Here is a 23840-nt window from a genome sequence, read left to right on the forward strand (position 1 = left end):
TCCGGCTTTTTTGTTGTACCTGATTGATAACTCTCCCGCGGCGTGCGAGAGCGATAAGCTATCAGGCGTTAGCTTCGCGCTCAGCAATAAATGCCAGCGCTTTATCAATCCGCGCAACGCTGCGGCTGCGGCCAATCGCTTCCACGGTCACATCCAGCGCCGGCGACTGCCCTGCTCCGGTAACGGCAACACGCAGCGGCATGCCCACTTTCCCCATACCCAGCTCAAGTTCATCCGCCGCGCTCTGAATCGCATGGTGAATCTGCTCTGCATTCCAGTCGCTGTCGCTCAGTGCAGCCAGCTTGTCACGCACCCGCTCCAGCGGCTGACGCGCAACCGGACGCAGATGCTTCTTCGCGGCATCCGCATCAAAGGCGTCAAACTCTTCATAGAAGTAGCGGCAGGAAGCGGCAATCTCCACCAGCGTTTTGCAGCGGTCGCCCAGCAGCGTCACCAGTTTTGCCAGTTCAGGCCCGGTGCGGGTATCGATCTGCTGCTGTTCAATGTGCCACTGCAGATGCGTCGCCACATACTCTGGCGGCAGCGTAGTAATATAGTGGTGATTCAGCCACTGCAGTTTTTCAGTGTTGAAAGCGCTGGCTGATTTACTGACCGCATCCAGCGTAAACAGCGATTTCATCTCAGGAATGCTGAAGATCTCCTGATCGCCATGAGACCAGCCCAGACGAACCAGATAATTAAGCAGCGCCTCCGGCAGATAGCCATCGTCGCGATACTGCATCACGCCTACCGCGCCGTGACGCTTGGATAGTTTTTTACCATCATCACCGAGGATCATGGAGACGTGCGCATAGACAGGAACCTGCGCGCCAATCGCTTTCAGGATGTTGATCTGACGCGGTGTGTTATTGATGTGATCTTCACCACGGATAACGTGCGTGATCCCCATGTCCCAGTCATCCACCACTACGCAGAAGTTGTAGGTCGGTGAACCATCGGTACGACGAATGATCAGGTCGTCCAGCTCCTGATTGCTGAATTCAATCGGGCCGCGGATCTGATCGTCAAAGATGACAGAGCCATCCTGCGGATTACGGAAACGGACCACGCACGGCTCATCAGCAGCGTGATGTTCATGGCTGTCGCGGCAGCGACCGTCATAGCGTGGCTTTTCACCGTTAGCCATCTGCTCTTCACGCAGTGCATCAAGACGCTCGCGGGAGCAGTAGCACCTGTAGGCGGTGCCCGCTTCCAGCATCTCATCAATGACGTCGTTATAGCGGTCAAAACGTTTGGTCTGATAGTAAGGACCTTCATCCCAGTCAAGGCTCAGCCAGTTCATGCCATCCATAATGGCTTCGATCGCTTCCGGCGTGGAGCGCTCCAGGTCAGTGTCCTCAATACGCAGGACAAACTCGCCTTCGTAATGACGTGCAAAAAGCCAGGAGTAAAGCGCGGTGCGGGCGCCTCCAACGTGCAGATAGCCGGTCGGGCTGGGGGCGAAGCGGGTTTTAATTTTCATTCAGCATTGCCTTAGATGCGCAGGTTTTCTTATCTGGATGACAAAAAAACGGGTTAACGCGAAAAAACAGTGCGCACATTCTAGCAGGTGGAGATGATTCCTCAATCACTCTCACCGCCGCTGCCGCAGCGCAAACGGCTTTTTCTGCTAATAAAACCAGCACATTGGCTAAAACCCCTTCAGGGTGACTATTTTTAAAGCGAACAAACATTTTAATTTTAAAAAGCGTTGACTCACTTCGAAGGATCCCTATAATGCGACTCCACACAGCGGGGGTGATTAGCTCAGTTGGTAGAGCATCTCCCTTACAAGGAGGGGGTCGGCGGTTCGAACCCGTCATCACCCACCACTCTTAAGGTGGCCCGCAGTGAACAGGTAGTAAGAGATAAGATATGGGTGATTAGCTCAGTTGGTAGAGCATCTCCCTTACAAGGAGGGGGTCGGCGGTTCGAACCCGTCATCACCCACCATATCTTAGCCAGACAGCCTGTTAAAGAAGTACCGAAGTGGGTGATTAGCTCAGTTGGTAGAGCATCTCCCTTACAAGGAGGGGGTCGGCGGTTCGAACCCGTCATCACCCACCACTTCGGGTCGTTAGCTCAGTTGGTAGAGCAGTTGACTTTTAATCAATTGGTCGCAGGTTCGAATCCTGCACGACCCACCAAATTCAGAAAAAAGCGCCCTATGGGCGCTTTTTTTGTTTCTTTTGGGCGGCATTAATGCCGCCCCTACAAATAAGCCGCTCTGCTCGCACCTGTAGGGGTCGCATTTATGCGGCCCTGAAATCAGCGCGGCCCTCAACATTCCAGGTTGCACGCCTGAAGCCTTTACTTCTGCTGCCGATAACCTTCAGAGTTTATGGCAAGGAGAAAATGATGACGACAATATCAGGTATCAGCACTATCGGGGCCGGGGGCAGCAGCGGAGGCGGGGCAGCCTCTGAGATTGCCGCTATTAATAAACAGATCGCCGCTATTACCAGCCAGCTCAAATCTCTGGCGGACAATCATACGCTGACGCAGGAGCAAAAATCAGAACAGCAGCAGATGCTGGAGAGCCAGATCCAGATGCTCTATGCACAGATTGCTCAGATTCAGCAGCGCGAAGCGGAAAAGGCAGAACAGCAGCAGCAGACTGAACAGCCGGTGAGCGCCCGGGCGGATGGCATTAACCGGCCAACGCCAGACAACCAGCTCGACGTCTATATCTAAAACGCCGGATAGAGTGAGCGAGTCTGCGTCAGCAGCTCAGCCTGCTGACGCACTTCCTGCCAGACCGCCTCCGCAGCGGGCGTAAGCGAACGGTTTTTACGTTTGATCAGCATCAGACTGCGGTTCATCTCCGGATAAAGCCGGCGTACCACCAGCTTACGTCCCGAAGGCAGCGGCAGCGCCAGCGCCGGTAAAATGCTGATGCCGATGCCCGCTTCCACCATCGGATAGAGGGTGGCCGGATGACCAATCTCCTGTACCACATTCACCCTGACAGCGAGCTGCTGCAGTATTGCGTCCACCAGCATCCGGCTGCCTGAGGCGTAGTCCTGCAGTACCATATTGCGATCTGTCAGCATCGCCCAGGTAACGCTCTCGGTTTGCGCCAGCGTATCATTCTGGTGACAGAGCAGCAGGAAAGGCTCCTGCAGGATCTCTTCGGCGTCAAACTCTGCGTCACCCAGCGGGCCAATCACAATCCCGAAATCAACCTCCGCATTACGCACGCTGTGCAACACGGCCTGCTGCACCCTGTCGTGCAGGATCACGCGGATATCGGGATAGTGCTGCTGCGTGCTGGCCAGACATTGCGGCATCAGATGCGCAGAGGGCGTCTGACTGGCCGCAACCCGCACCGTGCCGCTGCGCTGCTCGCCGTAACTGCGCACGTCCAGCAGCGTGGTATTCAGCTCTTCCAGCAGGCGCGTCAGCCGGGTTGCCAGCTGCTGCCCTGCCCCGGTCAGCAATACTTCACGCGTCGTGCGGTCCAGCAGGCGCACGCCTATTTCCGCCTCCAGCTCTTTCACGCTATGGCTTACCGCCGACTGGCTTAACCCTATCAGCTGCCCCGCCTGGCTAAAGCTTCCCTGTCGGGCAACAGCAACAAAAGTACGCAGCTGGCGTAACGTATAATTCATCGATTCTGCTCATAGATTAATGCAATAAATCAATTTTATTTCTAAACGCGCTTAGCGCACAATCTCTGCCAGACTTTTTCTTTTAACCGGACGTTAACAATGGGCTTTTTACGACTCGATCCAATGATGATCAAACTCATCATTACCGTACTGCTGGCCAGCTTTCTGCCGGCACGCGGCGGTTTTGTCGACTTTTTTGAATACCTCACCACTGCCGCTATCGCCCTGCTCTTCTTTATGCACGGTGCCAAACTGTCGCGCGAGAAGATTATTGCCGGCAGCAGCCACTGGCGTCTGCATCTGTGGATTATGTGCAGCACGTTTGTGATTTTTCCGGCGCTCGGGCTGCTGCTGGTCTGGTGGCACCCGGTTAACGTCGGGCCTGAAATCTATACCGGCTTCCTCTACCTCTGCATTCTGCCTGCCACCGTACAATCCTCTATCGCCTTTACCTCTATGGCAGGCGGGAATGTTGCGGCGGCGGTCTGCGCTGCGTCCGCCTCCAGCCTGCTGGGCGTGTTTATTTCCCCTCTGCTGGTCAATCTGGTAATGAACGTACACAGTGCGGCGCCGGGTAACGGCCTGGAGCAGATTGGTAAGATTGTGATGCAGCTGCTGGTGCCGTTTGTTGTCGGTCATCTCTCCCGCCGCTGGATCGGCGGCTGGGTGGAAAAGCATCGCAGCCTGATTGGCAAAACCGATCAAACCTCGATTCTGCTGGTTGTCTATTCAGCCTTTAGTGAAGCGGTGGTAAATGGCATCTGGCATCGCGTTGGCGTCGATACCCTGCTGTGGATTCTGGCAGGCAGCCTGCTGCTGCTGCTGATTGCGCTGGCAATCAATATTGGTGCCTCACGGCTGTTTGGTTTCAGCCGGGCTGATGAGATTGTGGTGCTGTTCTGCGGTTCGAAAAAGAGCCTGGCGAACGGCGTGCCGATGGCTAATATTCTTTTCCCGGCCAGTGCGGTAGGCATTATTGTGCTGCCGCTGATGATCTTTCATCAGGTACAGCTGATGATCTGCTCGTTCATTGCTCAGCGCTATAAAGCAGGTAATGAAAAGCGGCTGGCGCAGCAGCCAGAGGTGCAGAAGTCATAAAAAACGGCCCGCGCAAGCGGGCTTTTTTATTGCGGGGGGCGCCTGAGCGGTGCGATCAGCCCCTGCAGCCCCTCAATTTTAATCGCCAGCGTCAGCTGCATCAGCTCACCCAGCGTACCCGTCGGAAACGCATTTTTGCGCGCAAACCAGAGCAGGTACTCTTCCGGCAGATCGATCAGCAGCCGGCCCTGATATTTACCAAACGGCATCACCGTGCTGGCGATAGCCAGCAGCTGCTGTTTCTCCATATTATGCGTCCAGCAGGCGGATCATCTCCGCTTCGTCAATAACCGGAATACCCAGCTCCTGGGCCTTCGCCAGCTTGGAGCCCGCCGCTTCGCCGGCGATCAGCAGATCGGTTTTCTTTGATACGCTGCCGCTGACTTTGGCGCCCAGCGCGGCAAGACGCGCTTTCGCATCATCGCGATTCATCTGCGACAGAGAGCCGGTAAGCACCACCGTTTTACCGGCAAAGGGACTGTCGATCTCTTCTGCTTTGATCACCGCGACGGCAGGCCAGTGAATGCCGATCTCTTCTGTCAGCTCGCGGATCACCTCACGGTTGCTCTCTTCTTCCATAAAATTGCGGACGTGAGCGGCAACAACCTTACCCACATCCGGCACGGCAATCAGCGCATCGAGATCGGCATTAATCACCCGCTCCAGCTCGCCAAAGTGACGGGCGAGGTTAGCTGCCGTGGCTTCACCCACCTCGCGGATCCCCAGCGCATACAGGAACCGCGGCAGCGTCGTCAGTTTAGCTTTTTCGAGTGCGGCCACCACGTTTTGTGCCGATTTCGGCCCCATGCGATCCAGTCCGGTCAGTTTACCGGCCGTCAGGCGAAACAGATCGGCTGGCGTTTTCACATACTCTTTCTCAACCAGCTGATCGATGATTTTATCTCCCATGCCATCCACATCCATGGCGCGACGCGAGACAAAATGCTTAAGCGCCTCTTTACGCTGGGCACCGCAGATCAGCCCTCCGGTACAGCGCGTTACCGCTTCACCCTCTACCCGCTCCACGTCAGAGCCACACACCGGGCAGTGCTGCGGAAACACAATTTCACGCGCGTCAGCCGGCCGGTCAGACTCTACCACGCTGACCACCTGCGGGATCACGTCGCCAGCGCGGCGAATCGCTACCCGGTCGCCGATGCGCAGGCCGAGACGGGCGATCTCATCGGCGTTATGCAGAGTGGCATTACTTACCATGACGCCTGCGACCTGCACGGGTTCGAGACGCGCTACTGGCGTAATGGCTCCGGTGCGTCCGACCTGAAACTCAACGTCGCGCACCATGGTCAGCTGCTCCTGTGCCGGGAATTTGAAGGCGATCGCCCAGCGCGGCGCGCGCGCCACAAAACCGAGCCGCTCCTGCAGCGCCTGTGAATCGACTTTGATTACCACGCCGTCGATATCAAACCCGAGTTCAGGCCGCTCCTGCTCAATATGATGATAAAACGCCAGCGCTTCATCAGCGGTATGAACCCGTTTTATCCGCTCACTGACCGGTAAACCCCAGGCTTTAAACTGCTGCAGGCGTTCCCAGTGGCTGGCCGGGATCTCGCCGCCCTCCAGCAGGCCAAAACCGTAGCAGAAGAAGGTTAGCGGGCGTCTGGCGGTGATGCGGGGATCGAGCTGACGCAGTGAGCCGGCTGCCGCATTGCGCGGATTCGCAAAGACTTTGCCACCGGTACGCCGCGCTTCCTCATTGAGCTTTTCAAACCCGCTTTCAGTCATAAACACTTCACCGCGCACTTCCAGCCGCGCCGGGATATTATCGCCCCGCAGCCGCAGCGGGATCGCCCGGACGGTGCGCACGTTAGCGGTGATATTTTCGCCGGTTGTGCCGTCGCCGCGGGTAGCGGCCCGCACCAGTAAGCCGTTTTCATACAGCAGGCTGACCGCCAGACCATCAAGTTTGAGTTCACAGCAGTAGGTCAGCTCATCGCTGCTCTTAAGCCGATCCTGTACGCGTTTGTTAAAGGCGCGGAACCCTGCCTCATCAAAGGTGTTATCCAGCGACAGCATCGGCACTTCATGCCGCACCTGCTCAAAAGCGGTCAGCGGCGCCGCGCCGACCCGCTGCGTAGGTGAGTCGGGGGTAATCAGATCGGGATGCGCACGCTCCAGCTCGCGCAGCTGATTCATCAGCCGGTCATATTCAGCATCCGGGACTTCCGGCGCATCCATCACGTGGTAGAGATACTCATGATGACGCAGCGTGGTACTGAGCGCTGCGATCTGCTCCTGAACTGATTTCATAGTGTTTATCCGATAAAAAACCCCCGGCTGGCGGGGGTTGAGAGTGACTCTGTTTCACGCTGCAAATGGCGGGCGTAAACATGTAATACTGCCGTAGCGGTTAGCCGCCAACCACCTCGCGAATGCGGGCTTTGTAAGTCTCAAGCTTCTGCGGCGTCATCATGCGACGCTCGTCATCCAGCACCACGCCGCCGACGTCATCGGCAATACGCTGGGCTGACTGCAGCATCAGCTTAAAGTTCTGATGCGCGTCGCCGTAGGATGGCACCATCATAAACATTGAGACGCCAGGTGTCGTGAAGTCGCCCATGGTGTCAGGGTTGAAGGAACCCGGCTTCACCATGTTAGCAAGACTGAACAGAACAGGGCCGCTGCCGGCCGGACTCAGATGGCGGTGAAAAATGTTCATCTCGCCAAACTGGAAGCCCGCCTGTAACACGCCCTGCAGCAGCGCTTCACCGTTGAGCGCACCGCCTGCATGAGCGGCAACGTGCAGAACCAGTACCGTCTCTTTTTTACTGCCAGGCGCTGCAGGCTGCGGTTCCTGCGGGGCTGGCGTCGCTTCACGCTCAGGTACGGCTTCAGGCTCAGGTGCAGCGCTGAATTCCGGAGCGGGCTGTACCGCTGGAAGAGGTTCGTTATCCAGCAGCGGATCGGCCTGTACCGGCGCAGGCTGCGGTTTCGCAACCGGCTGCGGCGCAGCAGGCTGCTGCACAGGCGGCGGAGAAACAGGCTGCTGCGGCGCGGAGTGCGCAGGCGCAGGCTTGCTGTCCAGCAGCGGATCGCCCGTCAGCGGGGTTTCATGCTGTGTGAAAGGCTGGCGTGCCGGCTCCGGCGCTCGCGGCGCGGCCGGTTTGGCTGGCGGCGCGGTGAACACAGGTTCATCACTGTCGTCATGCTGACGATGGACGCGCACTTCACCGACGCCATCCTCTTCATCACTCAGCAGATCGTCATCCGCATCATCGCGCTGTTTGAGACGTTTGTGCGGGCGATCGCGAAATACGGACGAACGCTCTTTACGACTGGTCCACAGTCCGTGAAGAAGCAGCGCTATTATGGCGATCGCGCCAACAACGATTAATATCAGACGCAAATCCTGCATCATTGTATTCTCTGTTGTTCCAATACCTTGCCACCACGGCAAACTTTATCCTCTAACTGTATTTGCCCTGCTACACAAGTGCAAGTCTGCGCACTATTTTCTGACAAATAAGATAGCCAGCCGACGCTTTTTCGCTGTTTTTTCGCACAAAGCAGGCCAGCTCACCGGGAAAAGCCAGGGTATGATGTTGATGCCGCTACTTACAGGAGAAAGGCTTGTTATGCCCGCAGAGAATTCAGTCTCATCATTTAATGGTCTTCACTACTTTGCCCGCGGCTGGAACCTGGTGCATATGCGGGGGATCCGCCGCTATGTCATTGTGCCGCTGCTGGTGAATGTGCTGCTGCTCGGCGGCGCGTTTTACTGGCTGTTCCGGCGGCTGGGAGAGTGGATCCCTCAGCTGCTTTCACACGTGCCCGACTGGCTGCAGTGGCTGAGCTATCTCATCTGGCCGCTCTCAGTGATTTCAATCGTGCTGGTGTTTGGCTATTTTTTTTCCACGCTCGCCAACCTGATTGCCGCTCCCTTTTGCGGCCTGCTGGCTGAACAGCTGGAGGGACAACTCACCGGCAGGCCGCTGCCTGACAGTGGCTGGATGGGCCTGCTTAAAGATCTGCCGCGCATTATGAAACGTGAACTGCAGAAGCTGGGTTACTACCTGCCGCGTGCGCTGGGCCTGCTGCTGCTCTATTTTATCCCTGGCTTTGGTCAGATAGTGGCGCCGGTATTGTGGTTTCTGTTCAGCGCATGGATGCTTTCTGTCCAGTACTGCGACTATCCGTTTGACAACCATAAGGTCAGCTTTCCGCATATGCGCACTGCCCTGCGGCGGCATAAAGTCGCCAATATGCAGTTTGGCGCGATGGTCAGCCTGTTTACCATGATACCTATTCTGAATCTGGTGATTATGCCGGTGGCCGTATGCGGGGCGACCGCGATGTGGGTCGATCGCTATCGTGCTGATTTAGCTCGTCATTAACCGCAGCGATCCAGGCTTATGCATTTTTCCGCACGGCTTATGGTCACGGGCTATATAGATATACTATTTCTTTCCTTCCGCGCAGAGACAGAACAGGTATCCTCAAAGGGTTCCCAATATTTCATACAGTTAAGGACGGGCAATGAGTAAGATCTACGAAGACAACTCGCTGACAATTGGTCATACGCCGCTGGTTCGACTGAACCGCATCGGTAACGGACGTATTCTGGCGAAGGTCGAGTCGCGTAACCCGAGCTTCAGCATCAAGTGCCGTATCGGTGCCAATATGATTTGGGATGCAGAAAAACGCGGAATTCTGAAGCCTGGCGTAGAACTGGTTGAGCCGACCAGCGGTAACACGGGTATCGCCCTGGCATACGTCGCCGCTGCACGCGGCTACAAGCTAACGCTGACCATGCCAGAGACGATGTCAATTGAGCGTCGTAAGCTGCTGAAAGCGCTGGGTGCCAATCTGGTGCTGACCGAAGGGCCAAAAGGCATGAAAGGCGCCATCGCCAAAGCGGAAGAGATTGTTGCCAGCGATCCGGATAAGTATGTTCTGCTGCAGCAGTTCAGCAACCCGGCTAACCCGGAGATTCATGAAAAAACCACCGGGCCGGAAATCTGGGAAGACACCGATGGCGAAGTTGATGTCTTTATTGCCGGTGTAGGAACCGGCGGCACCCTGACCGGCGTAAGTCGCTATATCAAGAATACCAAAGGCAAAAAAGAGCTAATTACCGTGGCGGTAGAACCTACCGACTCGCCGGTTATCGCACAGGCGATGGCGGGTGAAGAGATCAAACCGGGTCCGCATAAAATTCAGGGCATCGGCGCAGGCTTCATTCCCGGTAACCTTGATCTGCAGCTGGTCGATCGGGTTATTGCCATCACCAACGATGAAGCGATCAGCACGGCGCGTCAGCTGATGGAAGAAGAAGGTATTCTTGCCGGCATCTCATCGGGTGCGGCGGTGGCTGCTGCGCTGAAGCTGCAGGAAGATGAAGCCTTCGCAAACAAGAATATTGTGGTGATCCTGCCCTCTTCCGGCGAACGCTATCTCAGCACCGCACTCTTTGCCGATCTGTTCACGGAAAAAGAGCTGCAGCAGTAATCGTCAAAGTCTTAAAGTGTCGAAAAAAGCACCCCTCCGGGTGCTTTTTTGTGGCGCAGATCTCACTTTCATCACCGGGCAGATTGATTTCAGTGATGCCGCTCTGGTATTTAAGCTGCCAATTATTTCGGTGCCTGAAATTAATCTGCCCTTGAAGTGGATCAAGCTGAATCGATTTACTGATTTGGCGAAATGGCGAATCACGGCATAATTAACCCGGTGACGAACAAACGCAGTTGTTGATCCGTCATTGCAAAAATGGCTTATTCATCAGAGCGTCCTTTTCTGGTCAGCATGATGCCATACCAGCGTACCTACACAGGCTAAAGTTACGGCTCCAGGCTAGACTTTAGATCCATAACACCAAACCTGAAAAAGTTGGGGAAATAGCATGTTCCAGCAAGAAGTTACCATTACCGCACCAAACGGTCTGCACACGCGTCCTGCTGCACAGTTCGTCAAAGAAGCTAAGGCGTTCCAGTCAGAAATCACTGTGACTTCCAACGGCAAATCTGCCAGCGCAAAAAGCCTGTTTAAGCTGCAGACGCTGGGTCTGACCCAGGGAACCGTAGTCACGCTCTCTGCTGAAGGTGAAGATGAGCAGCAGGCAGTTGAACATCTGGTTAAGCTGATGGCCGAGCTCGAGTAACTTCGCGCGGTCACCACCAAATCGACTCCTTTGCCCCATTGAGTGCAACTATCTTGATCGCGGACAACCTGTCCGCGATATCGCTTCACTAGAGTACTGCTCCACGACAATGGCAATGCATCGGGTCAACGAGCCATCGTGATAAAAAGGTAGGGTTATGATTTCAGGCATTTTAGCATCACCGGGTATCGCTTTCGGCAAAGCACTGCTGCTGAAAGAAGATGAGATCGTCATCAACCGTAAAAAGATTACAGACGACCAGGTTGATCAGGAAGTTCAGCGCTTCCTTGATGGACGTAGCAAAGCAGCAGAACAGCTTCAGGCGATCTGCGTCAAAGCCGGTGAAACCTTCGGTGAAGAGAAAGCGGCGATCTTTGAAGGTCACATCATGCTGCTGGAAGACGAAGAGCTTGAGCAGGAAATCATTGACCTGATTAAAAAAGATCATGTCACCGCTGACGCTGCGGCTCACTCTGTGGTTGAAGGCCAGGCTAAAGCGCTGGAAGAGCTCGATGATGAGTATCTGAAAGAGCGCGCAGCTGACGTACGTGATATCGGTAAGCGCCTGCTGCAGAACATTCTTGGCCTGCATATGGTCGATCTCGGCTCTATTGCTGAAGAAGCGATTCTGGTCGCAAAAGATCTGACTCCATCAGAGACTGCGCAGCTTAACCTGAAAAAGGTGCTGGGCTTTATCACCGATCTGGGTGGACGCACCTCGCACACCTCAATCATGGCGCGCTCGCTGGAACTGCCTGCGATTGTCGGCACCGGTAGCGTGACTACCACCGTTAAAAACGGTGATTTTCTGATTCTGGATGGCGTAAACAATAAAATTTATGTCAATCCAACTGAAGCGGAACAGGAAGAGCTGAAAGCGATTCAGACTCAGTACCTTTCTGAGAAACATGAGCTGGCCAAGCTGAAAGATCTGCCTGCCATTACGCTGGATGGTCATCAGGTTGAAGTCTGCGCCAACATCGGTACCGTTCGCGACGTGGCGGGTGCAGAGCGTAATGGTGCAGAAGGCGTGGGCCTCTATCGTACCGAATTCCTGTTTATGGACCGTGATTCGCTGCCTTCAGAAGAGGAGCAGTTCCAGGCCTATAAAGCCGTCGCAGAGGCCGTAGGTTCTCAGGCGGTTATCGTGCGCACGATGGATATCGGCGGCGATAAAGATCTGCCTTACATGAACCTCCCGAAAGAAGAGAACCCGTTCCTCGGCTGGCGTGCAATTCGTATCGCAATGGATCGTAAAGAGATCCTGCATGCCCAGCTGCGCGCCATTCTGCGCGCCTCCTCTTTTGGCAAGCTGCGTATCATGTTCCCGATGATTATCTCGGTGGAAGAAGTACGCTTCCTGAAAGCGGAGCTGGAGACCCTGAAAGCGCAGCTGCGTGAAGAGGGCAAAGCCTTTGATGAGTCCATTGAAGTGGGCATCATGGTGGAAACCCCGGCTTCAGCCGTTATCGCCCGTCATCTGGCGAAAGAAGTCGACTTCTTTAGTATTGGGACAAATGACCTTACGCAGTATACTCTGGCGGTCGATCGTGGTAATGATTTGATTTCACACCTCTATAACCCAATGACGCCATCTGTACTTGGCCTCATTAAGCAAGTGATCGACGCATCACATGCCGAAGGGAAATGGACCGGCATGTGTGGTGAGCTGGCGGGTGATGAACGTGCTACACTACTGTTACTGGGAATGGGGCTGGACGAATTCAGCATGAGTGCCATTTCGATCCCGAGCATCAAGAAAATCATTCGTAATACCAATTACGAAGATGCTAAGGCTCTGGCAGAGCAGGCTCTGGCTCAACCCACAGCGGAAGATTTGATGAATCTGGTCAACAAGTTCATTAAAGAAAAAACGCTCTGCTGATCCACGTGATGCTGGCCCCAAAATACTGCTTAGGAGAAGATCATGGGTTTGTTTTCTAAACTTTTTGGCGAAAAATCAGAGAGCGCGTCAGGGACTATCGATATCGTTGCGCCTCTGTCAGGCGAAATTGTCAATATTGAAGACGTACCTGATGTCGTGTTTGCTGAGAAAATCGTGGGCGATGGTATCGCAATCAAACCGACTGGCAACAAAATGGTTGCACCGGTTGATGGTACTATCGGCAAGATTTTCGAAACTAACCACGCGTTTTCCATTGAATCAGACAACGGCATTGAGCTGTTTGTCCACTTCGGTATCGATACGGTAGAGCTGAAAGGTGAAGGCTTCAAACGTATCGCCGAAGAAGGTCAGAAAGTGAAAAAAGGCGACGTTGTGATCGAGTTCGATCTGCCGCTGCTGGAAGAGAAAGCGAAATCCACGCTGACACCGGTTGTGATCTCGAATATGGATGAGATCAAAGATCTGACCAAGCTTTCCGGTCAGGTAACTGTTGGCGAAACGCCGGTTATTCGTATCAAAAAATAACGGACGTTAGCACTCTCTGAAAACGGCACCCGATGGGTGCCGTTTTTGTTTTCGCTACGCTTTGCGCCAGTGCGGGAGCCTGAGAATCACCTCAAGACCACCTTCCAGCATATTCTGCGCCTGAACTTCGCCATGATGAGCCAGCATCACCTTACGGACGATAGATAGCCCGAGGCCGTAACCTTTTCCGGCCAGCGGCGTGTTTACCCGCACAAAGGGATCGAAGATACTGGAGAGTTTGCTGTGATCGACGCCGGGTCCGCTATCGCGAATGCAGATCGTCAGCCAGGCGGCTTCCGCATGCAGATCTACCCGGATCACCTGCCCCTGCTGCGAAAAACGCAGCGAATTTCGCAATACATTCTCCGCGCCGCGCCGGATCAGCTCGGCGTTACCGCGCACCGTATAGTCAGCCGTCTCATCGGCGGTAAACTCCACCAGCACGCCAGTCAGCTGCGCTTCATAGCGCAGATCGGTTATAACCACCTCCAGCAGCCCGAGAAGATCAAAGTAATCTTCTCCCGGCAGGCTTTCGTGACTGACGCGTGACAGCGTCAGCAGCTCGCCAATCATCTTGTCGAGGCGACGCGCTTCCTCATCAATGCGGTTAAGCGATACCGCGACCGTTGCCGGCGTCTGACGCGCCAGCCCGGTTGCCAGCTGCAGGCGCGCCAGCGGTGAACGCAGCTCGTGAGAGATATCGTGCAGCAGCGCCTCGCGGGCGTTAATCAGCGTATCGAGCCGCTCTACCATGGCATCAAAATCGTGCGCCACGCTGGAGAGTTCATCGTGACGACGGCGCATCAGCGGCCAGAGCCGCACCGAGAGATCGCCACTGGCTACGCGGGCGAATCCTTCGCGCAGCTGGCGCATCGGGCGCGTAAGATTCCAGGCGAGCAGCAGGCTGAAGAGCAGCCCCAGCGCACCGGCGAAGATAAACATCGGTTGCGGAATATTCAGAATGCGGCGCGGGCGCTCGCCTAAGGTGCTGTCGCGCCGCAACGCCCTGACGTCATAACGCAGCTCCCAGCCGTTGCCGTCTGCGTCTGTTACCTGGCGCACTATCACGTCAGGAATGGGGCCGTGAAACGGCGCGCCAAACGCTGGCTGCGTCCTGCCGGCGGCGCGCGGCGCCGTCGCACGCTGGGGCAGCACCGAGAAAAACTGACGATCTTCCGCAGACCAGTCAGCCATCATGTCGTCAAGCGCAGCCGGACCGCCGCGCTCAAGAACGGAGACAGCGGAGGCCATCTGCAGATTCACAATGCGCCGTACAGCGGCAATGTCGGGCGGCTCATGCCGGCTGCCCGACAGCGCAAAGCCGAGCCAGAGCAGCTGGCTGATAATCAGAAATACCAGCCAGAAACCCAGCAGGATTTTCCAGAACATGCGCCCGCGATAGCTGCGCTTCATCGGACGCGATAGCCAATACTGCGCACGGTTTCAATCGTCACGCTCTCAGCTGTCAGCGCCGCCAGTTTCTGCCGGATATTGCTGATATGGACATCAACGCTGCGATCGTAAGCTTCCCGCGACCGTCCCAGCCCCTGCTCAGAGAGTTCATCTTTGGTTACCACCCGCTCAGGCGCCCGCAGCAGCAGCTGCAGCAGGTTAAATTCTGACGCGGTCAGCTCCAGCGCCCTGCCCTGCCATGCGGTAACGCGGGTCGCCGGGTTGAGCGTCAGGTCACCCAGGCAGAGCGGCTCCTTTTTATCCGCCACCGCCGGCAACTCCTCCACGCGGCGCAAAACCGCACGCAGGCGCGCCACCAGCTCGCGCGGATAGCAGGGTTTCGGGACATAATCATCCGCGCCCATCTCCAGCCCGATCACGCGATCAATATTGTCGCCTTTTGCCGTCAGCATGATCACCGGCAGGCGGCTGTTCTGGCGCACCTGACGCAGCACGTCGGTGCCGCTCATGTCAGGCAGCATGATATCCAGGATCATGGCGCTGTAGCTGCCTGACAGTGCCCCCTCAATCCCGGCGCTGCCGGTCAGGGCAAGCTGCGTTTCAAAGCCTTCAGCAAGCAGGTACTGGCTGAGCATGGTGCCCAGCTCAGCGTCATCATCAACAAGCAGGATTTTCATCGGTTTCTCTCAGCTAAAGTGGTGCTATTTTGTGCCGATTGCGGGAGAAACGCAGCAGGATTTACGCGATCCTTACAGTCAGATGCGCGGATACAGAAGCGGCAAGCCGGTCAGCGCAGCAGGCTGACCGGGCAGATGCTGTCAGTGAAAAACACCGGTGGAGAGATAACGATCGCCGCGATCGCAGACGATCGCCACTATCACGCTGCCGGGCTGCGCCCGGGCGATGCGCAGCGCCCCCGCCACGGCGCCGCCGGAGCTCACGCCGCAGAACAGCCCTTCACGCTGCGCCAGCGCACGCATCGTCTCTTCCGCTTCCTGCTGCCCCATATCCATGATCTCGTCTACCACCTCAGGGCGCCAGATGCCAGGCAGATAGGCTTCAGGCCAGCGACGAATACCGGGTATGGCGCTGCCTTCCTGCGGCTGCAGGCCAATCACTTTGACCGCCGGCGCGTGCTCTTTCAGGAAACGGCCCACGCCGCTGATGGTGCCGGTCGTGCCCATACTGGAGACAAAGTGCGTCAGACGCCCGCCGGTCTGCTGCCAGATTTCCGGAGCAGTGGTGAGATAGTGGCCCAGCGGATTATCGGGATTGTTAAACTGATCGAGCACCCGGCCTTCGCCGCGATCGGCCATCGCCTGCGCCAGATCGCGTGCGCCTTCCATGCCCTGCTCACGCGTAACCAGCACCAGCTCGGCCCCGTAAGCGCGCATCGCATCCTGTCGCTCCTGACTCATGTTCTCCGGCATCAGCAGCCGCAGCCTGTACCCTTTGAGCGCGGCGATCATCGCCAGCGCAATACCGGTGTTGCCGCTGGTGGCTTCAATCAGCCTGTCGCCGGGCCTGATTTCACCGCGCAGCTCAGCCTGATGAATCATCGACCAGGCTGCGCGATCTTTCACTGAGCCGGCCGGGTTATTCCCCTCCAGCTTCAGCCAGACTTCGCTGCCATTATCGGGCGACAGGCGTTGCAGCCTGATCAGCGGCGTATTGCCGATGGTATTTTCCAGAGTGGTCACGATCGTTTTCCAGGCGCAAGAGAGGCAATAAAAACGGGCGGGAAAGTCCCGCCCGAAAGAGATGTCAAAATATCAGGCGCTCTCGGCAAAGGCAACCGGGCGCAGCGGGGTATTCCCCTGATAGAGGCGGGCCTGCTGCAGCCCCACAAACAGACGCTCACCGCGTACCGGGGCCGCCTGCTCACCTTCGAAGACCAGGGTAAACGGCTCAGCGTGCCAGCCAGCGGCCTCGACAACCAGCTGCCAGAAGTGTCCGCGCGGGCTCACTTCCAGCACCTGCACCGGCAGCGGCGTCTCCAGGCTGCTCTGCCGCGACACGTCCACTTCCCACGGGCGCAGGAAGAGTTCAACGCGACCCTGATGCGCTGGCGTATAGCCCAGCGGCCAGTGATGGGCGGCAACGTGGAACTGTGAGCCGTGTACTTCGCCCTCAAAGCGATTGACCTCGCCCAGGAACTCCAGCACAAAGCGGGTAGCGGGTTCGCGCCATACTTCATCCGGGGAACCTGTCTGTTCAATGTTCCCCTGGCTCATTACGACCACGCTGTCCGCGACTTCCATCGCCTCTTCCTGGTCGTGCGTAACAAACACGCTGGTAAATTTCAGCTCTTCATGCAGCTGACGCAGCCAGCGGCGCAGCTCTTTACGCACCTGCGCATCGAGTGCGCCGAACGGCTCATCCAGCAGCAGGATCTGTGGCTCTACCGCCAGCGCACGCGCCAGCGCCACGCGCTGCTTCTGTCCGCCAGAGAGCTGGGCCGGAAAGCGGTTTGCCAGGTGCGCCAGCTGTACCATCTCCAGCAGGCGCGTGACGCGCTGTTTGATCTCAGCGGCTGAAGGGCGCTCGCGGCGCGGCAGCACCGTCAGGCCAAAGGCGATATTGTCAAACACCGTCATATGGCGGAACAACGCATAGTGCTGGAAAACAAATCCCACCTGGCGATCGCGGGCGTGAATGCGGCTGACATCTTTGCCATGAAAGTAGATCTGTCCGCTGTTCTGATGCTCCAGCCCGGCGATAATACGCAGCAGCGTGGTTTTGCCCGAGCCGGAAGGGCCCAGCAGCGCCACCATTTCGCCGGAAGGAATATCCAGAGAGATATCATTCAGCACCGGGGTGCGGCCAAAGGCTTTATTAATTTGTTTGATCTCAATGCTCATGATTTTCCTCCTGTTGGCGCTTCTGCTGATGCTCTAATCGCCACTGCACCACGCTTTTCAGAAACAGCGTTACAATTGCCATCAGGGTCAGCAGCGCGGCGGCAGTGAATGCGCCCACGGTGTTGTAATCCTGATGCAGTAATTCAACCTGAAGCGGTAACGTATAGGTCTCACCGCGAATCGATCCTGACACCACCGATACCGCACCAAACTCACCGATGGCGCGCGCGTTGGTCAATACCACGCCGTAGAGCAGCGCCCAGCGAATGTTGGGCAGCGTTACGCGGCGAAACATCTGCCAGCCCGATGCGCCAAGCAGCACCGCAGCTTCATCTTCGTTACTCCCCTGACTCAGCATTACCGGTACCAGCTCACGCACCACAAACGGACAGGTGACAAATACGGTCGCCAGCACCATGCCGGGCCAGGCAAACATAATCTGAATATTGTGGGCATCGAGCCAGCCGCCCGCCGGGCCGTTAACGCCCCAGAACAGCAGATACATCAGGCCCGCCACCACCGGTGATACCGCAAACGGAATATCAAACAGCGTCAGCAGCAGCTGCCGTCCCGGAAAGGTAAAGCGGGTGACCAGCCACGCCAGCAGCGTGCCAAACACCAGGTTTACCGGAACGGTAATGAGCGCAACCAGCACCGTCAGCCAGATCGCGTGCAGCATGTCGCCATCCTGCAGGTTGCTGAACGCCTGGCCTGCGCCCTGCGCCAGCGCCTCCCAGAAGATAGAGATCATCGGCACTACCAGCAGCAGTATCGATATCAGTGCGCCGGTGCCAATCAGCAGCCATTTGCCCCAGTTAAAAGGCTCACGCTCAGCGCGATTGAGGTGTGAAATCTCCGCCATTAGTGACCTCCCAGGCGACGGCCAAAGCGGCTCTGCAGCGTATTAATGGCAAACAGCAGCAGCAGCGAGGCGGCAAGGATCACCGAGGCGATAGCGCTGGCGGCCGGATAATCAAACTCCTGCAGACGAACAAAAATCATCAGTGACGTCACTTCCGTTTTCCAGGCGATGTTGCCGGCGATAAAGATCACCGCACCAAACTCCCCGAGGCTGCGGGTAAACGAGAGCGCCGTTCCGGCCAGCAGCGCCGGAGCCACCTCAGGCAGCACCACGCGCCGGAAGCTTTGCCACGGCGTGGCACCCAGCGTTTCCGCCGCTTCCTCATATTCCGGGCCCAGCTCTTCCAGTACCGGCTGAACGGTACGCACCACAAACGGAATGCTGGTAAAGGCCATCGCTACTGCGATACCAATCCAGGTATAAGAGACTTTGATATCAAAATGCGCCAGCCACTGACCATACCAGCCGTTAACGGAAAAGAGTCCGGCCAGCGTCAGCCCCGCTACCGCTGTGGGCAGGGCAAACGGCAGATCCATCAGGCCATCCAGCAGCGTACGCCCCGGAAAACGATAACGGGTCAGGATCCACGCCATCAGCATGCCAAACACCGCGTTGAACAGCGACGCGACGCCGGCTGACAGCAGCGTTACTTTATAAGCCGCTACCAGCTGCGGACTGGAGATCACCGCCCAGTACTGCGCCAGCGTCATCTGCGACAGCTGCATCAGCAGCGCGCTGATAGGCAGCAGCAGAATCAGGCAGGTAAACAGCAGGCTGGTGCCGAGGCTCAGGCCGAAACCTGGCAGGACGCGTTTTTGTGCTGTAGCAAACATCAGCCGCGCCCCGCTGCCAGTAATTTATCCAGTTCACCGCCGCTGACGAAATGCGTTTTCATTACCTGCTCCCAGCCGCCAAACGCCTCATGGACGTTAAACAGTGTGGTCTGCGGGAAGCGATCCTTCTGCTCTGCCATCAGCTGTGGATTGTTCACGCGGTAGTAGTAACGGGTGATAATCGCCTGAGCCGCTGGGGTGTAGAGATAGTTCAGATACGCTTTAGCTGCGTCAGCGGTGTTGTTATGCGCCACATTCTTATCTACCCAGGCAACCGGGAACTCCGCCAGGATGTTGTTGCGCGGCACAATCACTTCGTAATCATCTTTGCCATACTGATTGCGGATATTGTTTACTTCTGACTCAAAGCTAATCAGGACGTCACCCAGACCGCGTTCAGCAAACGTGGTGGTCGCGCCGCGCCCGCCGGTATCAAACACCTCAACGTTCTTCAAAAACTTCTGCATATAGGCTTCAGTTTTTGCGCGATCCTGACCGTCAGCTTTTTCCGCTGCGCCCCAGGCGGCAAGATAGGTATAGCGGCCGTTGCCGGAGGTTTTCGGATTCGGGAAAATCAGCTTTACGTTGTCGCGCGCCAGATCGGCCCAGTCATGGATCTGCTTTGGATTACCTTTGCGCACCAGAAACGCCATGGTGGAGTAGAACGGCGAGCTGTTATTTGGCAGACGACTTTGCCAGTCAGCGGCAATCAGGTTGCCTTTATCATGCAGCACCTGCACATCAGTGACCTGGTTGTAGGTAACGACATCTGCCCGCAGCCCCTGCAGGATAGCCAGCGCCTGTTTGGACGAGCCGGCGTGAGACTGCTTAATCGTGAGTTTATCGCCAGGGTGTGCCGCATCCCACTGCTGTTCAAAGGGTGCGTTGAGTGCCACAAAAAGTTCGCGTGACACATCATACGAGCTGTTCAGCAGCTCCGTTGCCTGCGCCGCCGCTGCCAGCGACAGTGACAGCGCCACGCCGCTGAGCCATGTTTTCAAAACCGGAAGTGTCATGCAGCACCCTGATAAATAGAAATCCAGCCTGGGCCAGTAGATGCTGTCAGTGTATTTATAACTTCCCGGAAAGCAGTAACGGTTTTATATATCTTTTGGGGATTTAAAAGTCGAAAAAGGCATAAGCGATCGGCAGAGAAAAGCAGGTTTTCAGAAATATACGCAGGCGGGTGTGGGCCGCCTGAAAGCGGCCCCCGGCAGGGTTAGCGCTGCCAGACAATTTTACTGATCGTCCAGCTTTTCAGCGTGTCATCTGAAGGCATCAGACCCGCCGGGCCGTGCCATTTGCCGCTGTAGACATAGAAGATATGCTGACTGCCCGGCGCCTGGCACTCAACGTCGTGCGCATCGAGGCCTGCGACCATTTTGCAGTTGTTGAAGGCTTTAGTGAACGTATCGCTGAAGCGGTCACCGATTTTACTGCCGCTGCTGCTCTCCGCTGCCGCATCCAGCACCTCGATCCGTTCAACGGTGGGTTTACCGCTGATGATCAGCTTCACCTTGCCATCCTGCAGCGCCTGCCAGAACTCAGCCACCTCGCCCTGTTCGCTGCGCATACCCTGCCGCAGCTGGTAATCATTATTCAGCGCCTGCGAAATAGACGATTCACTCATCAGGGTGCTGCCATTGAGACCCGCCACACCCTGCTCAGTTACCTGCAGAGAACCGCCAAACCAGCTTAGCGGGTTGAGCGCGGCCCAGTGGTAAGTCAGTGGATTATACCAGTGGCTCTCATGCTCTGCCGGTGCCTGGCCAGTAGTGGCGCAGCCTGACACGGCCAGCGCCGCCGCCAGCGCCGCAAAACGTACAGCTTTCATGCTAACTCCATGGTTTCAACTTTATTGCGTGCCTCTTGGAGTCACGCGATGGCAAAAAGTTTAGCCGGCCGGATCAATCAATATTCGCGATCTTCAATCAGCCGCTTGCCCAGCAGCAGCGCCTCCACGGGTTCATAGTCGAGCTTTTCATAAAATGCCACGACCTGATCGTTCTCTTCCCGCACCATGAGATGAATTTTCGGGCAGCCGCGGGCAATCAGCTTTTTCTCCAGCCGGTTCATCAGCGCATTGGCAAAGCCGCGCCCCTGATAGTCCGGATGCACAGCCAGATAGTAGGCTGAGCCGCGATGACCGTCGTAGCCGCCCATCAGCGTGCCGACCACTTCGCCGCCCACTTCAGCGACCAGAAACAGTTCCGGGTCATGATTCATTTTGCGTTCGATATCCAGCTCCGGGTCGTTCCACGGGCGTAACAGATCGCAACGCTCCCAGAGCGTGATTACTTCATCAAAATCTTCCTGGCGGAAAGAGCGAATTTCCATCGACGTATCCTGCTGATCGGCATAATTCGCTGATTATCACGCATTCTTTGCGTGGCGCAACCCTCCTGCTCCGCAATGGCAGAAAAAAGCGGCTAAATCCCGGTTAGCACCGTGCAATACAAAGTAATACGCTGAAATGGTTGCGGGGTCGCCGTGCTGCGGCGGTTACGTTATAACACTGTGCTTATTTCTCCGCCAGGGACCTGTAAATGAAAAAGATTTCACTGCTTTCACGCCTGACTAACCGCCGCCAGCTGATCCTTTCGGGACTGGCGCTGGCAGTGCTTTCGCCGCGCGCAATTCAGGCGAAGGAGACGCGGGCAGAGATCACAGCGGCGCCGCGTCATGCCGCACCGAAACCTGCTGCCAGCGGTAAGCGAATTGTGATGATCGATCCCGGTCATGGCGGTATCGACTCCGGCGCGGTGGGACAGGAAGGCGCGGAGGAGAAGCATATTGTTCTGGAGATTGCCAATACCGTGCGCACGCTGCTGGAGTCACATCCGCATATTGAGGTGCGACTGACGCGCGACAGTGACCACTTTATCCCTCTCTATCAGCGGGTGGAGATTGCACATCAGCACGGCGCGAGCCTGTTTATGTCGGTTCACGCTGACGGCTTTACCAGCCCGGATGCCAACGGCGCCTCGGTATTTGCCCTCTCCAATCGCGGCGCCAGCAGCGCAATGGCACGCTATCTGTCGCAGCGTGAAAACGATGCAGATAAAGCAGGCGGCGCCGCCGTACAGCAGAAAGATCACTATCTGAATGAGATTCTGTTTGATCTGGTGCAGACCGATACGATTCGCAACAGCCTGACGCTGGGCAAGCACGTCCTGGATCAGATCCGCCCGGTGCATCATCTGCACAGTCAGCATACCGAGCAGGCCGCCTTTGCCGTGCTGAAGTCGCCCTCTATTCCCTCCGTGCTGGTTGAAACCTCGTTTATTACCAATCCGCATGAAGAGCAGCTGCTGGGCACTCCCGCCTTTCGCCATAAGATCGCCACCGCCATTGCCAGCGGAATTGTTAACTATTTTGCCGCATACGATCGTCGCCAGGCGTGATCCCGGGCTGTGGTAAGCTTACGGCACATTTACAGAGAGAGTGACGCATGAGCAATCCCGATATTTCACGCGTTAAGGCGTTTTTGCTGACGCTGCAGGATGAGATCTGCAATCAACTGGCCGCAGCGGATGGCGGCGCAACGTTTACCGAAGATAGCTGGCAGCGTCCCGGTGGCGGTGGCGGACGCAGCCGGGTTCTGCGTAACGGCACGGTATTTGAGCAGGCCGGGGTCAACTTTTCCCATGTGCATGGCGACCAGATGCCCGCTTCAGCCACCGCGCATCGTCCGGAGCTTGCCGGACGCAGTTTTGAGGCGATGGGCGTTTCACTGGTAGTCCATCCGGAAAACCCCTATGTGCCGACCAGCCACGCTAACGTGCGCTTTTTCATCGCTGAAAAACCCGGTGCCGATCCGGTCTGGTGGTTCGGCGGCGGGTTTGATCTGACGCCCTACTACGGTTTTACCGAGGATGCCATGCACTGGCATCAGACCGCAGCCAATCTTTGCGAGCCGTTTGGCGAGGATGTCTATCCGCGCTATAAAAAATGGTGTGATGACTATTTCCACCTGAAGCATCGCAATGAGCAGCGCGGTATCGGCGGTCTGTTTTATGACGATCTGAACACGCCAGACTTTGACCGCTGCTTTGACTTTATGCAGGCGGTCGGCCGCGGCTATCTGCAGGCCTATCTGCCGATTGTTGCACGCCGTAAAGCACTGCCGTGGGGCGATCGCGAGCGCCAGTTCCAGCTCTACCGCCGCGGGCGTTACGTTGAGTTTAATCTGGTGTGGGACCGCGGCACGCTGTTTGGTCTGCAGACTGGCGGCAGAACCGAGTCAATTCTGATGTCGATGCCGCCGCTGGTGCGCTGGGAATATGACTATCAGCCCGAGCCCGGCTCACCGGAAGCGCAGCTTTATACGGATTTTCTCCCCGTGCGGGAGTGGCTTAGCGGGAGTAGCGCTTAGCAGCGCGGGAGTTGTGCGCTGGGCAGCGCGGGAGTTGTGCGCTGAGCAGCGCGGGAGTTGTGCGCTGAGCAGCGCGGGGGCTGGGCGCTGAGCAGCGCGGGGCTGGGCGCTAAGCAGCGCGCGGCACCGGAGGGGTTCCGCCCGCCAGGCTTCTGGCAGTTTCAGCGGCATTTCCGCACGCGGACGGGCTAAGGGCCGGGTGGGCGCGCCCCTTAGCAATCCGCGCCCCGCGCCGTCCTCG

At 56.8% G+C, this 23840-nt stretch carries 25 protein-coding genes and 4 tRNA genes; 14 read left to right on the top strand and 15 right to left on the bottom strand.

Annotation, left to right across the window (positions count from 1 at the left end; all coding sequences use genetic code 11):
• Nucleotides 1-61: 61 nt before the first annotated feature.
• Both gltX and DBY66_RS17855 read right to left on the bottom strand, forming a co-directional pair.
• Nucleotides 62-1483 carry a glutamate--tRNA ligase gene (gltX, locus tag DBY66_RS08545; RefSeq protein ID WP_071668079.1) on the bottom strand — a complete coding sequence of 474 codons (1422 nt, stop codon included), beginning with the start codon at nt 1481-1483 and terminating at the stop codon, nt 62-64.
• On the bottom strand, nt 1473-1694 hold the full coding sequence (locus DBY66_RS17855) for a hypothetical protein (RefSeq protein ID WP_144380229.1): 222 nt from the start codon (nt 1692-1694) through the stop codon (nt 1473-1475). Before DBY66_RS17855 ends, gltX begins: the two co-directional genes overlap by 11 nt.
• 62 nt (nt 1695-1756) lie before the next feature.
• Here DBY66_RS17855 and DBY66_RS08550 point away from each other — a divergent pair.
• The 5 genes from DBY66_RS08550 to DBY66_RS08570 all read left to right on the top strand — a co-directional run bounded on the left by DBY66_RS08550 (nt 1757) and on the right by DBY66_RS08570 (nt 2694).
• A tRNA-Val gene (locus DBY66_RS08550) sits at nt 1757-1832 on the top strand.
• Between the two features lie 45 nt (nt 1833-1877).
• Nucleotides 1878-1953: transfer RNA gene (locus tag DBY66_RS08555), tRNA-Val, on the top strand.
• Between the two features lie 38 nt (nt 1954-1991).
• A tRNA-Val gene (locus DBY66_RS08560) sits at nt 1992-2067 on the top strand.
• 4 nt (nt 2068-2071) lie between these two features.
• Nucleotides 2072-2147: transfer RNA gene (locus DBY66_RS08565), tRNA-Lys, on the top strand.
• A 211-nt stretch (nt 2148-2358) separates the two neighbouring features.
• Nucleotides 2359-2694, top strand: coding sequence for a FlxA-like family protein (locus DBY66_RS08570; RefSeq protein ID WP_039379428.1), 336 nt, complete (start codon nt 2359-2361; stop codon nt 2692-2694).
• Here DBY66_RS08570 and DBY66_RS08575 read toward each other — a convergent pair.
• Nucleotides 2691-3611, bottom strand: coding sequence for a LysR family transcriptional regulator (locus DBY66_RS08575; RefSeq protein ID WP_108569472.1), 921 nt, complete (start codon nt 3609-3611; stop codon nt 2691-2693). The two genes, DBY66_RS08570 and DBY66_RS08575, sit on opposite strands and share 4 nt — an antisense overlap.
• 99 nt (nt 3612-3710) lie before the next feature.
• Between DBY66_RS08575 and DBY66_RS08580 the strand changes: the two genes are divergently transcribed.
• On the top strand, nt 3711-4709 hold the full coding sequence (locus DBY66_RS08580) for a bile acid:sodium symporter family protein (RefSeq protein WP_039379433.1): 999 nt from the start codon (nt 3711-3713) through the stop codon (nt 4707-4709).
• A 26-nt stretch (nt 4710-4735) separates the two neighbouring features.
• Here the strand turns inward: DBY66_RS08580 and DBY66_RS08585 are convergent, their stop codons facing one another.
• The 3 genes from DBY66_RS08585 to zipA all read right to left on the bottom strand — a co-directional run bounded on the left by DBY66_RS08585 (nt 4736) and on the right by zipA (nt 8085).
• Nucleotides 4736-4957 (bottom strand): DUF3820 family protein, encoded by a 222-nt coding sequence (locus tag DBY66_RS08585; protein WP_108569471.1) that lies wholly within the window; start codon nt 4955-4957, stop codon nt 4736-4738.
• 1 nt (nt 4958) lies between these two features.
• On the bottom strand, nt 4959-6977 hold the full coding sequence (gene ligA, locus DBY66_RS08590; protein ID WP_108569470.1) for an NAD-dependent DNA ligase LigA: 2019 nt from the start codon (nt 6975-6977) through the stop codon (nt 4959-4961).
• A 100-nt stretch (nt 6978-7077) separates the two neighbouring features.
• A complete protein-coding gene (gene zipA, locus DBY66_RS08595) occupies nt 7078-8085 on the bottom strand; it encodes a cell division protein ZipA (protein WP_108569469.1) in 1008 nt (335 codons plus the stop codon).
• 217 nt (nt 8086-8302) lie between these two features.
• On the opposite strand from zipA, the gene cysZ reads away from it, so the two are divergent.
• The 6 genes from cysZ (at nt 8303) to crr (ending at nt 13255) form a co-directional block, all read left to right on the top strand.
• Complete coding sequence (gene cysZ, locus DBY66_RS08600; RefSeq protein ID WP_039379442.1) at nt 8303-9061, top strand: sulfate transporter CysZ; 759 nt, start codon at nt 8303-8305, stop codon at nt 9059-9061.
• 142 nt (nt 9062-9203) lie between these two features.
• On the top strand, nt 9204-10175 hold the full coding sequence (gene cysK, locus DBY66_RS08605; protein ID WP_039379445.1) for a cysteine synthase A: 972 nt from the start codon (nt 9204-9206) through the stop codon (nt 10173-10175).
• A gap of 16 nt (nt 10176-10191) precedes the next feature.
• Nucleotides 10192-10386 (top strand): hypothetical protein, encoded by a 195-nt coding sequence (locus tag DBY66_RS08610; protein ID WP_039379447.1) that lies wholly within the window; start codon nt 10192-10194, stop codon nt 10384-10386.
• A gap of 180 nt (nt 10387-10566) precedes the next feature.
• The gene (ptsH, locus tag DBY66_RS08615; RefSeq protein ID WP_007889063.1) at nt 10567-10824 is read left to right on the top strand and encodes a phosphocarrier protein Hpr; all 258 of its coding nucleotides are present in this window, start codon (nt 10567-10569) and stop codon (nt 10822-10824) included.
• Between the two features lie 157 nt (nt 10825-10981).
• Nucleotides 10982-12709 (top strand): phosphoenolpyruvate-protein phosphotransferase PtsI, encoded by a 1728-nt coding sequence (ptsI, locus tag DBY66_RS08620; protein WP_039379450.1) that lies wholly within the window; start codon nt 10982-10984, stop codon nt 12707-12709.
• A 42-nt stretch (nt 12710-12751) separates the two neighbouring features.
• Nucleotides 12752-13255 carry a PTS glucose transporter subunit IIA gene (gene crr, locus DBY66_RS08625; protein WP_039379452.1) on the top strand — a complete coding sequence of 168 codons (504 nt, stop codon included), beginning with the start codon at nt 12752-12754 and terminating at the stop codon, nt 13253-13255.
• Between the two features lie 54 nt (nt 13256-13309).
• Here the strand turns inward: crr and DBY66_RS08630 are convergent, their stop codons facing one another.
• The 9 genes from DBY66_RS08630 to DBY66_RS08670 all read right to left on the bottom strand — a co-directional run bounded on the left by DBY66_RS08630 (nt 13310) and on the right by DBY66_RS08670 (nt 21561).
• Complete coding sequence (locus DBY66_RS08630; RefSeq protein WP_108569468.1) at nt 13310-14668, bottom strand: ATP-binding protein; 1359 nt, start codon at nt 14666-14668, stop codon at nt 13310-13312.
• Nucleotides 14665-15345: a response regulator transcription factor gene (locus DBY66_RS08635; RefSeq protein WP_108569467.1), complete on the bottom strand. Its 681-nt coding sequence runs from the start codon at nt 15343-15345 to the stop codon at nt 14665-14667. The genes DBY66_RS08630 and DBY66_RS08635 overlap by 4 nt, the downstream gene beginning before the upstream one ends.
• Before the next feature lie 141 nt (nt 15346-15486).
• The gene (gene cysM / locus DBY66_RS08640) at nt 15487-16368 is read right to left on the bottom strand and encodes a cysteine synthase CysM (RefSeq protein ID WP_065648745.1); all 882 of its coding nucleotides are present in this window, start codon (nt 16366-16368) and stop codon (nt 15487-15489) included.
• 72 nt (nt 16369-16440) lie between these two features.
• On the bottom strand, nt 16441-17529 hold the full coding sequence (gene cysA, locus DBY66_RS08645) for a sulfate/thiosulfate ABC transporter ATP-binding protein CysA (protein ID WP_108569466.1): 1089 nt from the start codon (nt 17527-17529) through the stop codon (nt 16441-16443).
• Nucleotides 17519-18391 (bottom strand): sulfate/thiosulfate ABC transporter permease CysW, encoded by an 873-nt coding sequence (gene cysW / locus DBY66_RS08650; protein ID WP_104085263.1) that lies wholly within the window; start codon nt 18389-18391, stop codon nt 17519-17521. Before cysW ends, cysA begins: the two co-directional genes overlap by 11 nt.
• Nucleotides 18391-19224 (bottom strand): sulfate/thiosulfate ABC transporter permease CysT, encoded by an 834-nt coding sequence (gene cysT / locus DBY66_RS08655; RefSeq protein ID WP_039379465.1) that lies wholly within the window; start codon nt 19222-19224, stop codon nt 18391-18393. The genes cysW and cysT overlap by 1 nt, the downstream gene beginning before the upstream one ends.
• Nucleotides 19224-20240, bottom strand: coding sequence for a sulfate ABC transporter substrate-binding protein (locus DBY66_RS08660; RefSeq protein ID WP_108569465.1), 1017 nt, complete (start codon nt 20238-20240; stop codon nt 19224-19226). Before DBY66_RS08660 ends, cysT begins: the two co-directional genes overlap by 1 nt.
• A 203-nt stretch (nt 20241-20443) precedes the next feature.
• Nucleotides 20444-21058, bottom strand: a complete 615-nt coding sequence (locus DBY66_RS08665) for an RpoE-regulated lipoprotein (protein WP_108569464.1) — start codon at nt 21056-21058, stop codon at nt 20444-20446.
• 77 nt (nt 21059-21135) lie between these two features.
• The gene (locus DBY66_RS08670; RefSeq protein WP_039379472.1) at nt 21136-21561 is read right to left on the bottom strand and encodes a GNAT family acetyltransferase; all 426 of its coding nucleotides are present in this window, start codon (nt 21559-21561) and stop codon (nt 21136-21138) included.
• Nucleotides 21562-21770: 209 nt separating this feature from the next.
• Here DBY66_RS08670 and amiA point away from each other — a divergent pair, with 209 nt between their 5' ends.
• Together amiA and hemF are read left to right on the top strand one after the other, a co-directional pair.
• The gene (gene amiA / locus DBY66_RS08675) at nt 21771-22628 is read left to right on the top strand and encodes an N-acetylmuramoyl-L-alanine amidase AmiA (protein WP_108569463.1); all 858 of its coding nucleotides are present in this window, start codon (nt 21771-21773) and stop codon (nt 22626-22628) included.
• A gap of 47 nt (nt 22629-22675) precedes the next feature.
• The gene (gene hemF / locus DBY66_RS08680; protein ID WP_108569462.1) at nt 22676-23599 is read left to right on the top strand and encodes an oxygen-dependent coproporphyrinogen oxidase; all 924 of its coding nucleotides are present in this window, start codon (nt 22676-22678) and stop codon (nt 23597-23599) included.
• Nucleotides 23600-23840: the final 241 nt, after the last annotated feature.

The organism is Pantoea sp. RIT413 (assembly GCF_003057675.2).
Classification (GTDB): domain Bacteria; phylum Pseudomonadota; class Gammaproteobacteria; order Enterobacterales; family Enterobacteriaceae; genus Pantoea; species Pantoea eucrina.

Excerpts from the sequence above, each read along its gene's own strand:
- gltX (WP_071668079.1), bottom strand. The coding sequence starts at position 1,483 with ATGAAAATTAAAACCCGCTTCGCCCCCAGCCCGACCGGCTATCTGCAC.
- DBY66_RS17855 (WP_144380229.1), bottom strand. The coding sequence starts at position 1,694 with ATGTTTGTTCGCTTTAAAAATAGTCACCCTGAAGGGGTTTTAGCCAAT.
- DBY66_RS08570 (WP_039379428.1), top strand. The coding sequence starts at position 2,359 with ATGACGACAATATCAGGTATCAGCACTATCGGGGCCGGGGGCAGCAGC.
- DBY66_RS08575 (WP_108569472.1), bottom strand. The coding sequence starts at position 3,611 with ATGAATTATACGTTACGCCAGCTGCGTACTTTTGTTGCTGTTGCCCGA.
- DBY66_RS08580 (WP_039379433.1), top strand. The coding sequence starts at position 3,711 with ATGGGCTTTTTACGACTCGATCCAATGATGATCAAACTCATCATTACC.
- DBY66_RS08585 (WP_108569471.1), bottom strand. The coding sequence starts at position 4,957 with ATGGAGAAACAGCAGCTGCTGGCTATCGCCAGCACGGTGATGCCGTTT.
- ligA (WP_108569470.1), bottom strand. The coding sequence starts at position 6,977 with ATGAAATCAGTTCAGGAGCAGATCGCAGCGCTCAGTACCACGCTGCGT.
- zipA (WP_108569469.1), bottom strand. The coding sequence starts at position 8,085 with ATGATGCAGGATTTGCGTCTGATATTAATCGTTGTTGGCGCGATCGCC.
- cysZ (WP_039379442.1), top strand. The coding sequence starts at position 8,303 with ATGCCCGCAGAGAATTCAGTCTCATCATTTAATGGTCTTCACTACTTT.
- cysK (WP_039379445.1), top strand. The coding sequence starts at position 9,204 with ATGAGTAAGATCTACGAAGACAACTCGCTGACAATTGGTCATACGCCG.
- ptsH (WP_007889063.1), top strand. The coding sequence starts at position 10,567 with ATGTTCCAGCAAGAAGTTACCATTACCGCACCAAACGGTCTGCACACG.
- ptsI (WP_039379450.1), top strand. The coding sequence starts at position 10,982 with ATGATTTCAGGCATTTTAGCATCACCGGGTATCGCTTTCGGCAAAGCA.
- crr (WP_039379452.1), top strand. The coding sequence starts at position 12,752 with ATGGGTTTGTTTTCTAAACTTTTTGGCGAAAAATCAGAGAGCGCGTCA.
- DBY66_RS08630 (WP_108569468.1), bottom strand. The coding sequence starts at position 14,668 with ATGAAGCGCAGCTATCGCGGGCGCATGTTCTGGAAAATCCTGCTGGGT.
- DBY66_RS08635 (WP_108569467.1), bottom strand. The coding sequence starts at position 15,345 with ATGAAAATCCTGCTTGTTGATGATGACGCTGAGCTGGGCACCATGCTC.
- cysA (WP_108569466.1), bottom strand. The coding sequence starts at position 17,529 with ATGAGCATTGAGATCAAACAAATTAATAAAGCCTTTGGCCGCACCCCG.
- cysW (WP_104085263.1), bottom strand. The coding sequence starts at position 18,391 with ATGGCGGAGATTTCACACCTCAATCGCGCTGAGCGTGAGCCTTTTAAC.
- cysT (WP_039379465.1), bottom strand. The coding sequence starts at position 19,224 with ATGTTTGCTACAGCACAAAAACGCGTCCTGCCAGGTTTCGGCCTGAGC.
- DBY66_RS08660 (WP_108569465.1), bottom strand. The coding sequence starts at position 20,240 with ATGACACTTCCGGTTTTGAAAACATGGCTCAGCGGCGTGGCGCTGTCA.
- DBY66_RS08665 (WP_108569464.1), bottom strand. The coding sequence starts at position 21,058 with ATGAAAGCTGTACGTTTTGCGGCGCTGGCGGCGGCGCTGGCCGTGTCA.
- DBY66_RS08670 (WP_039379472.1), bottom strand. The coding sequence starts at position 21,561 with ATGGAAATTCGCTCTTTCCGCCAGGAAGATTTTGATGAAGTAATCACG.
- amiA (WP_108569463.1), top strand. The coding sequence starts at position 21,771 with ATGAAAAAGATTTCACTGCTTTCACGCCTGACTAACCGCCGCCAGCTG.
- hemF (WP_108569462.1), top strand. The coding sequence starts at position 22,676 with ATGAGCAATCCCGATATTTCACGCGTTAAGGCGTTTTTGCTGACGCTG.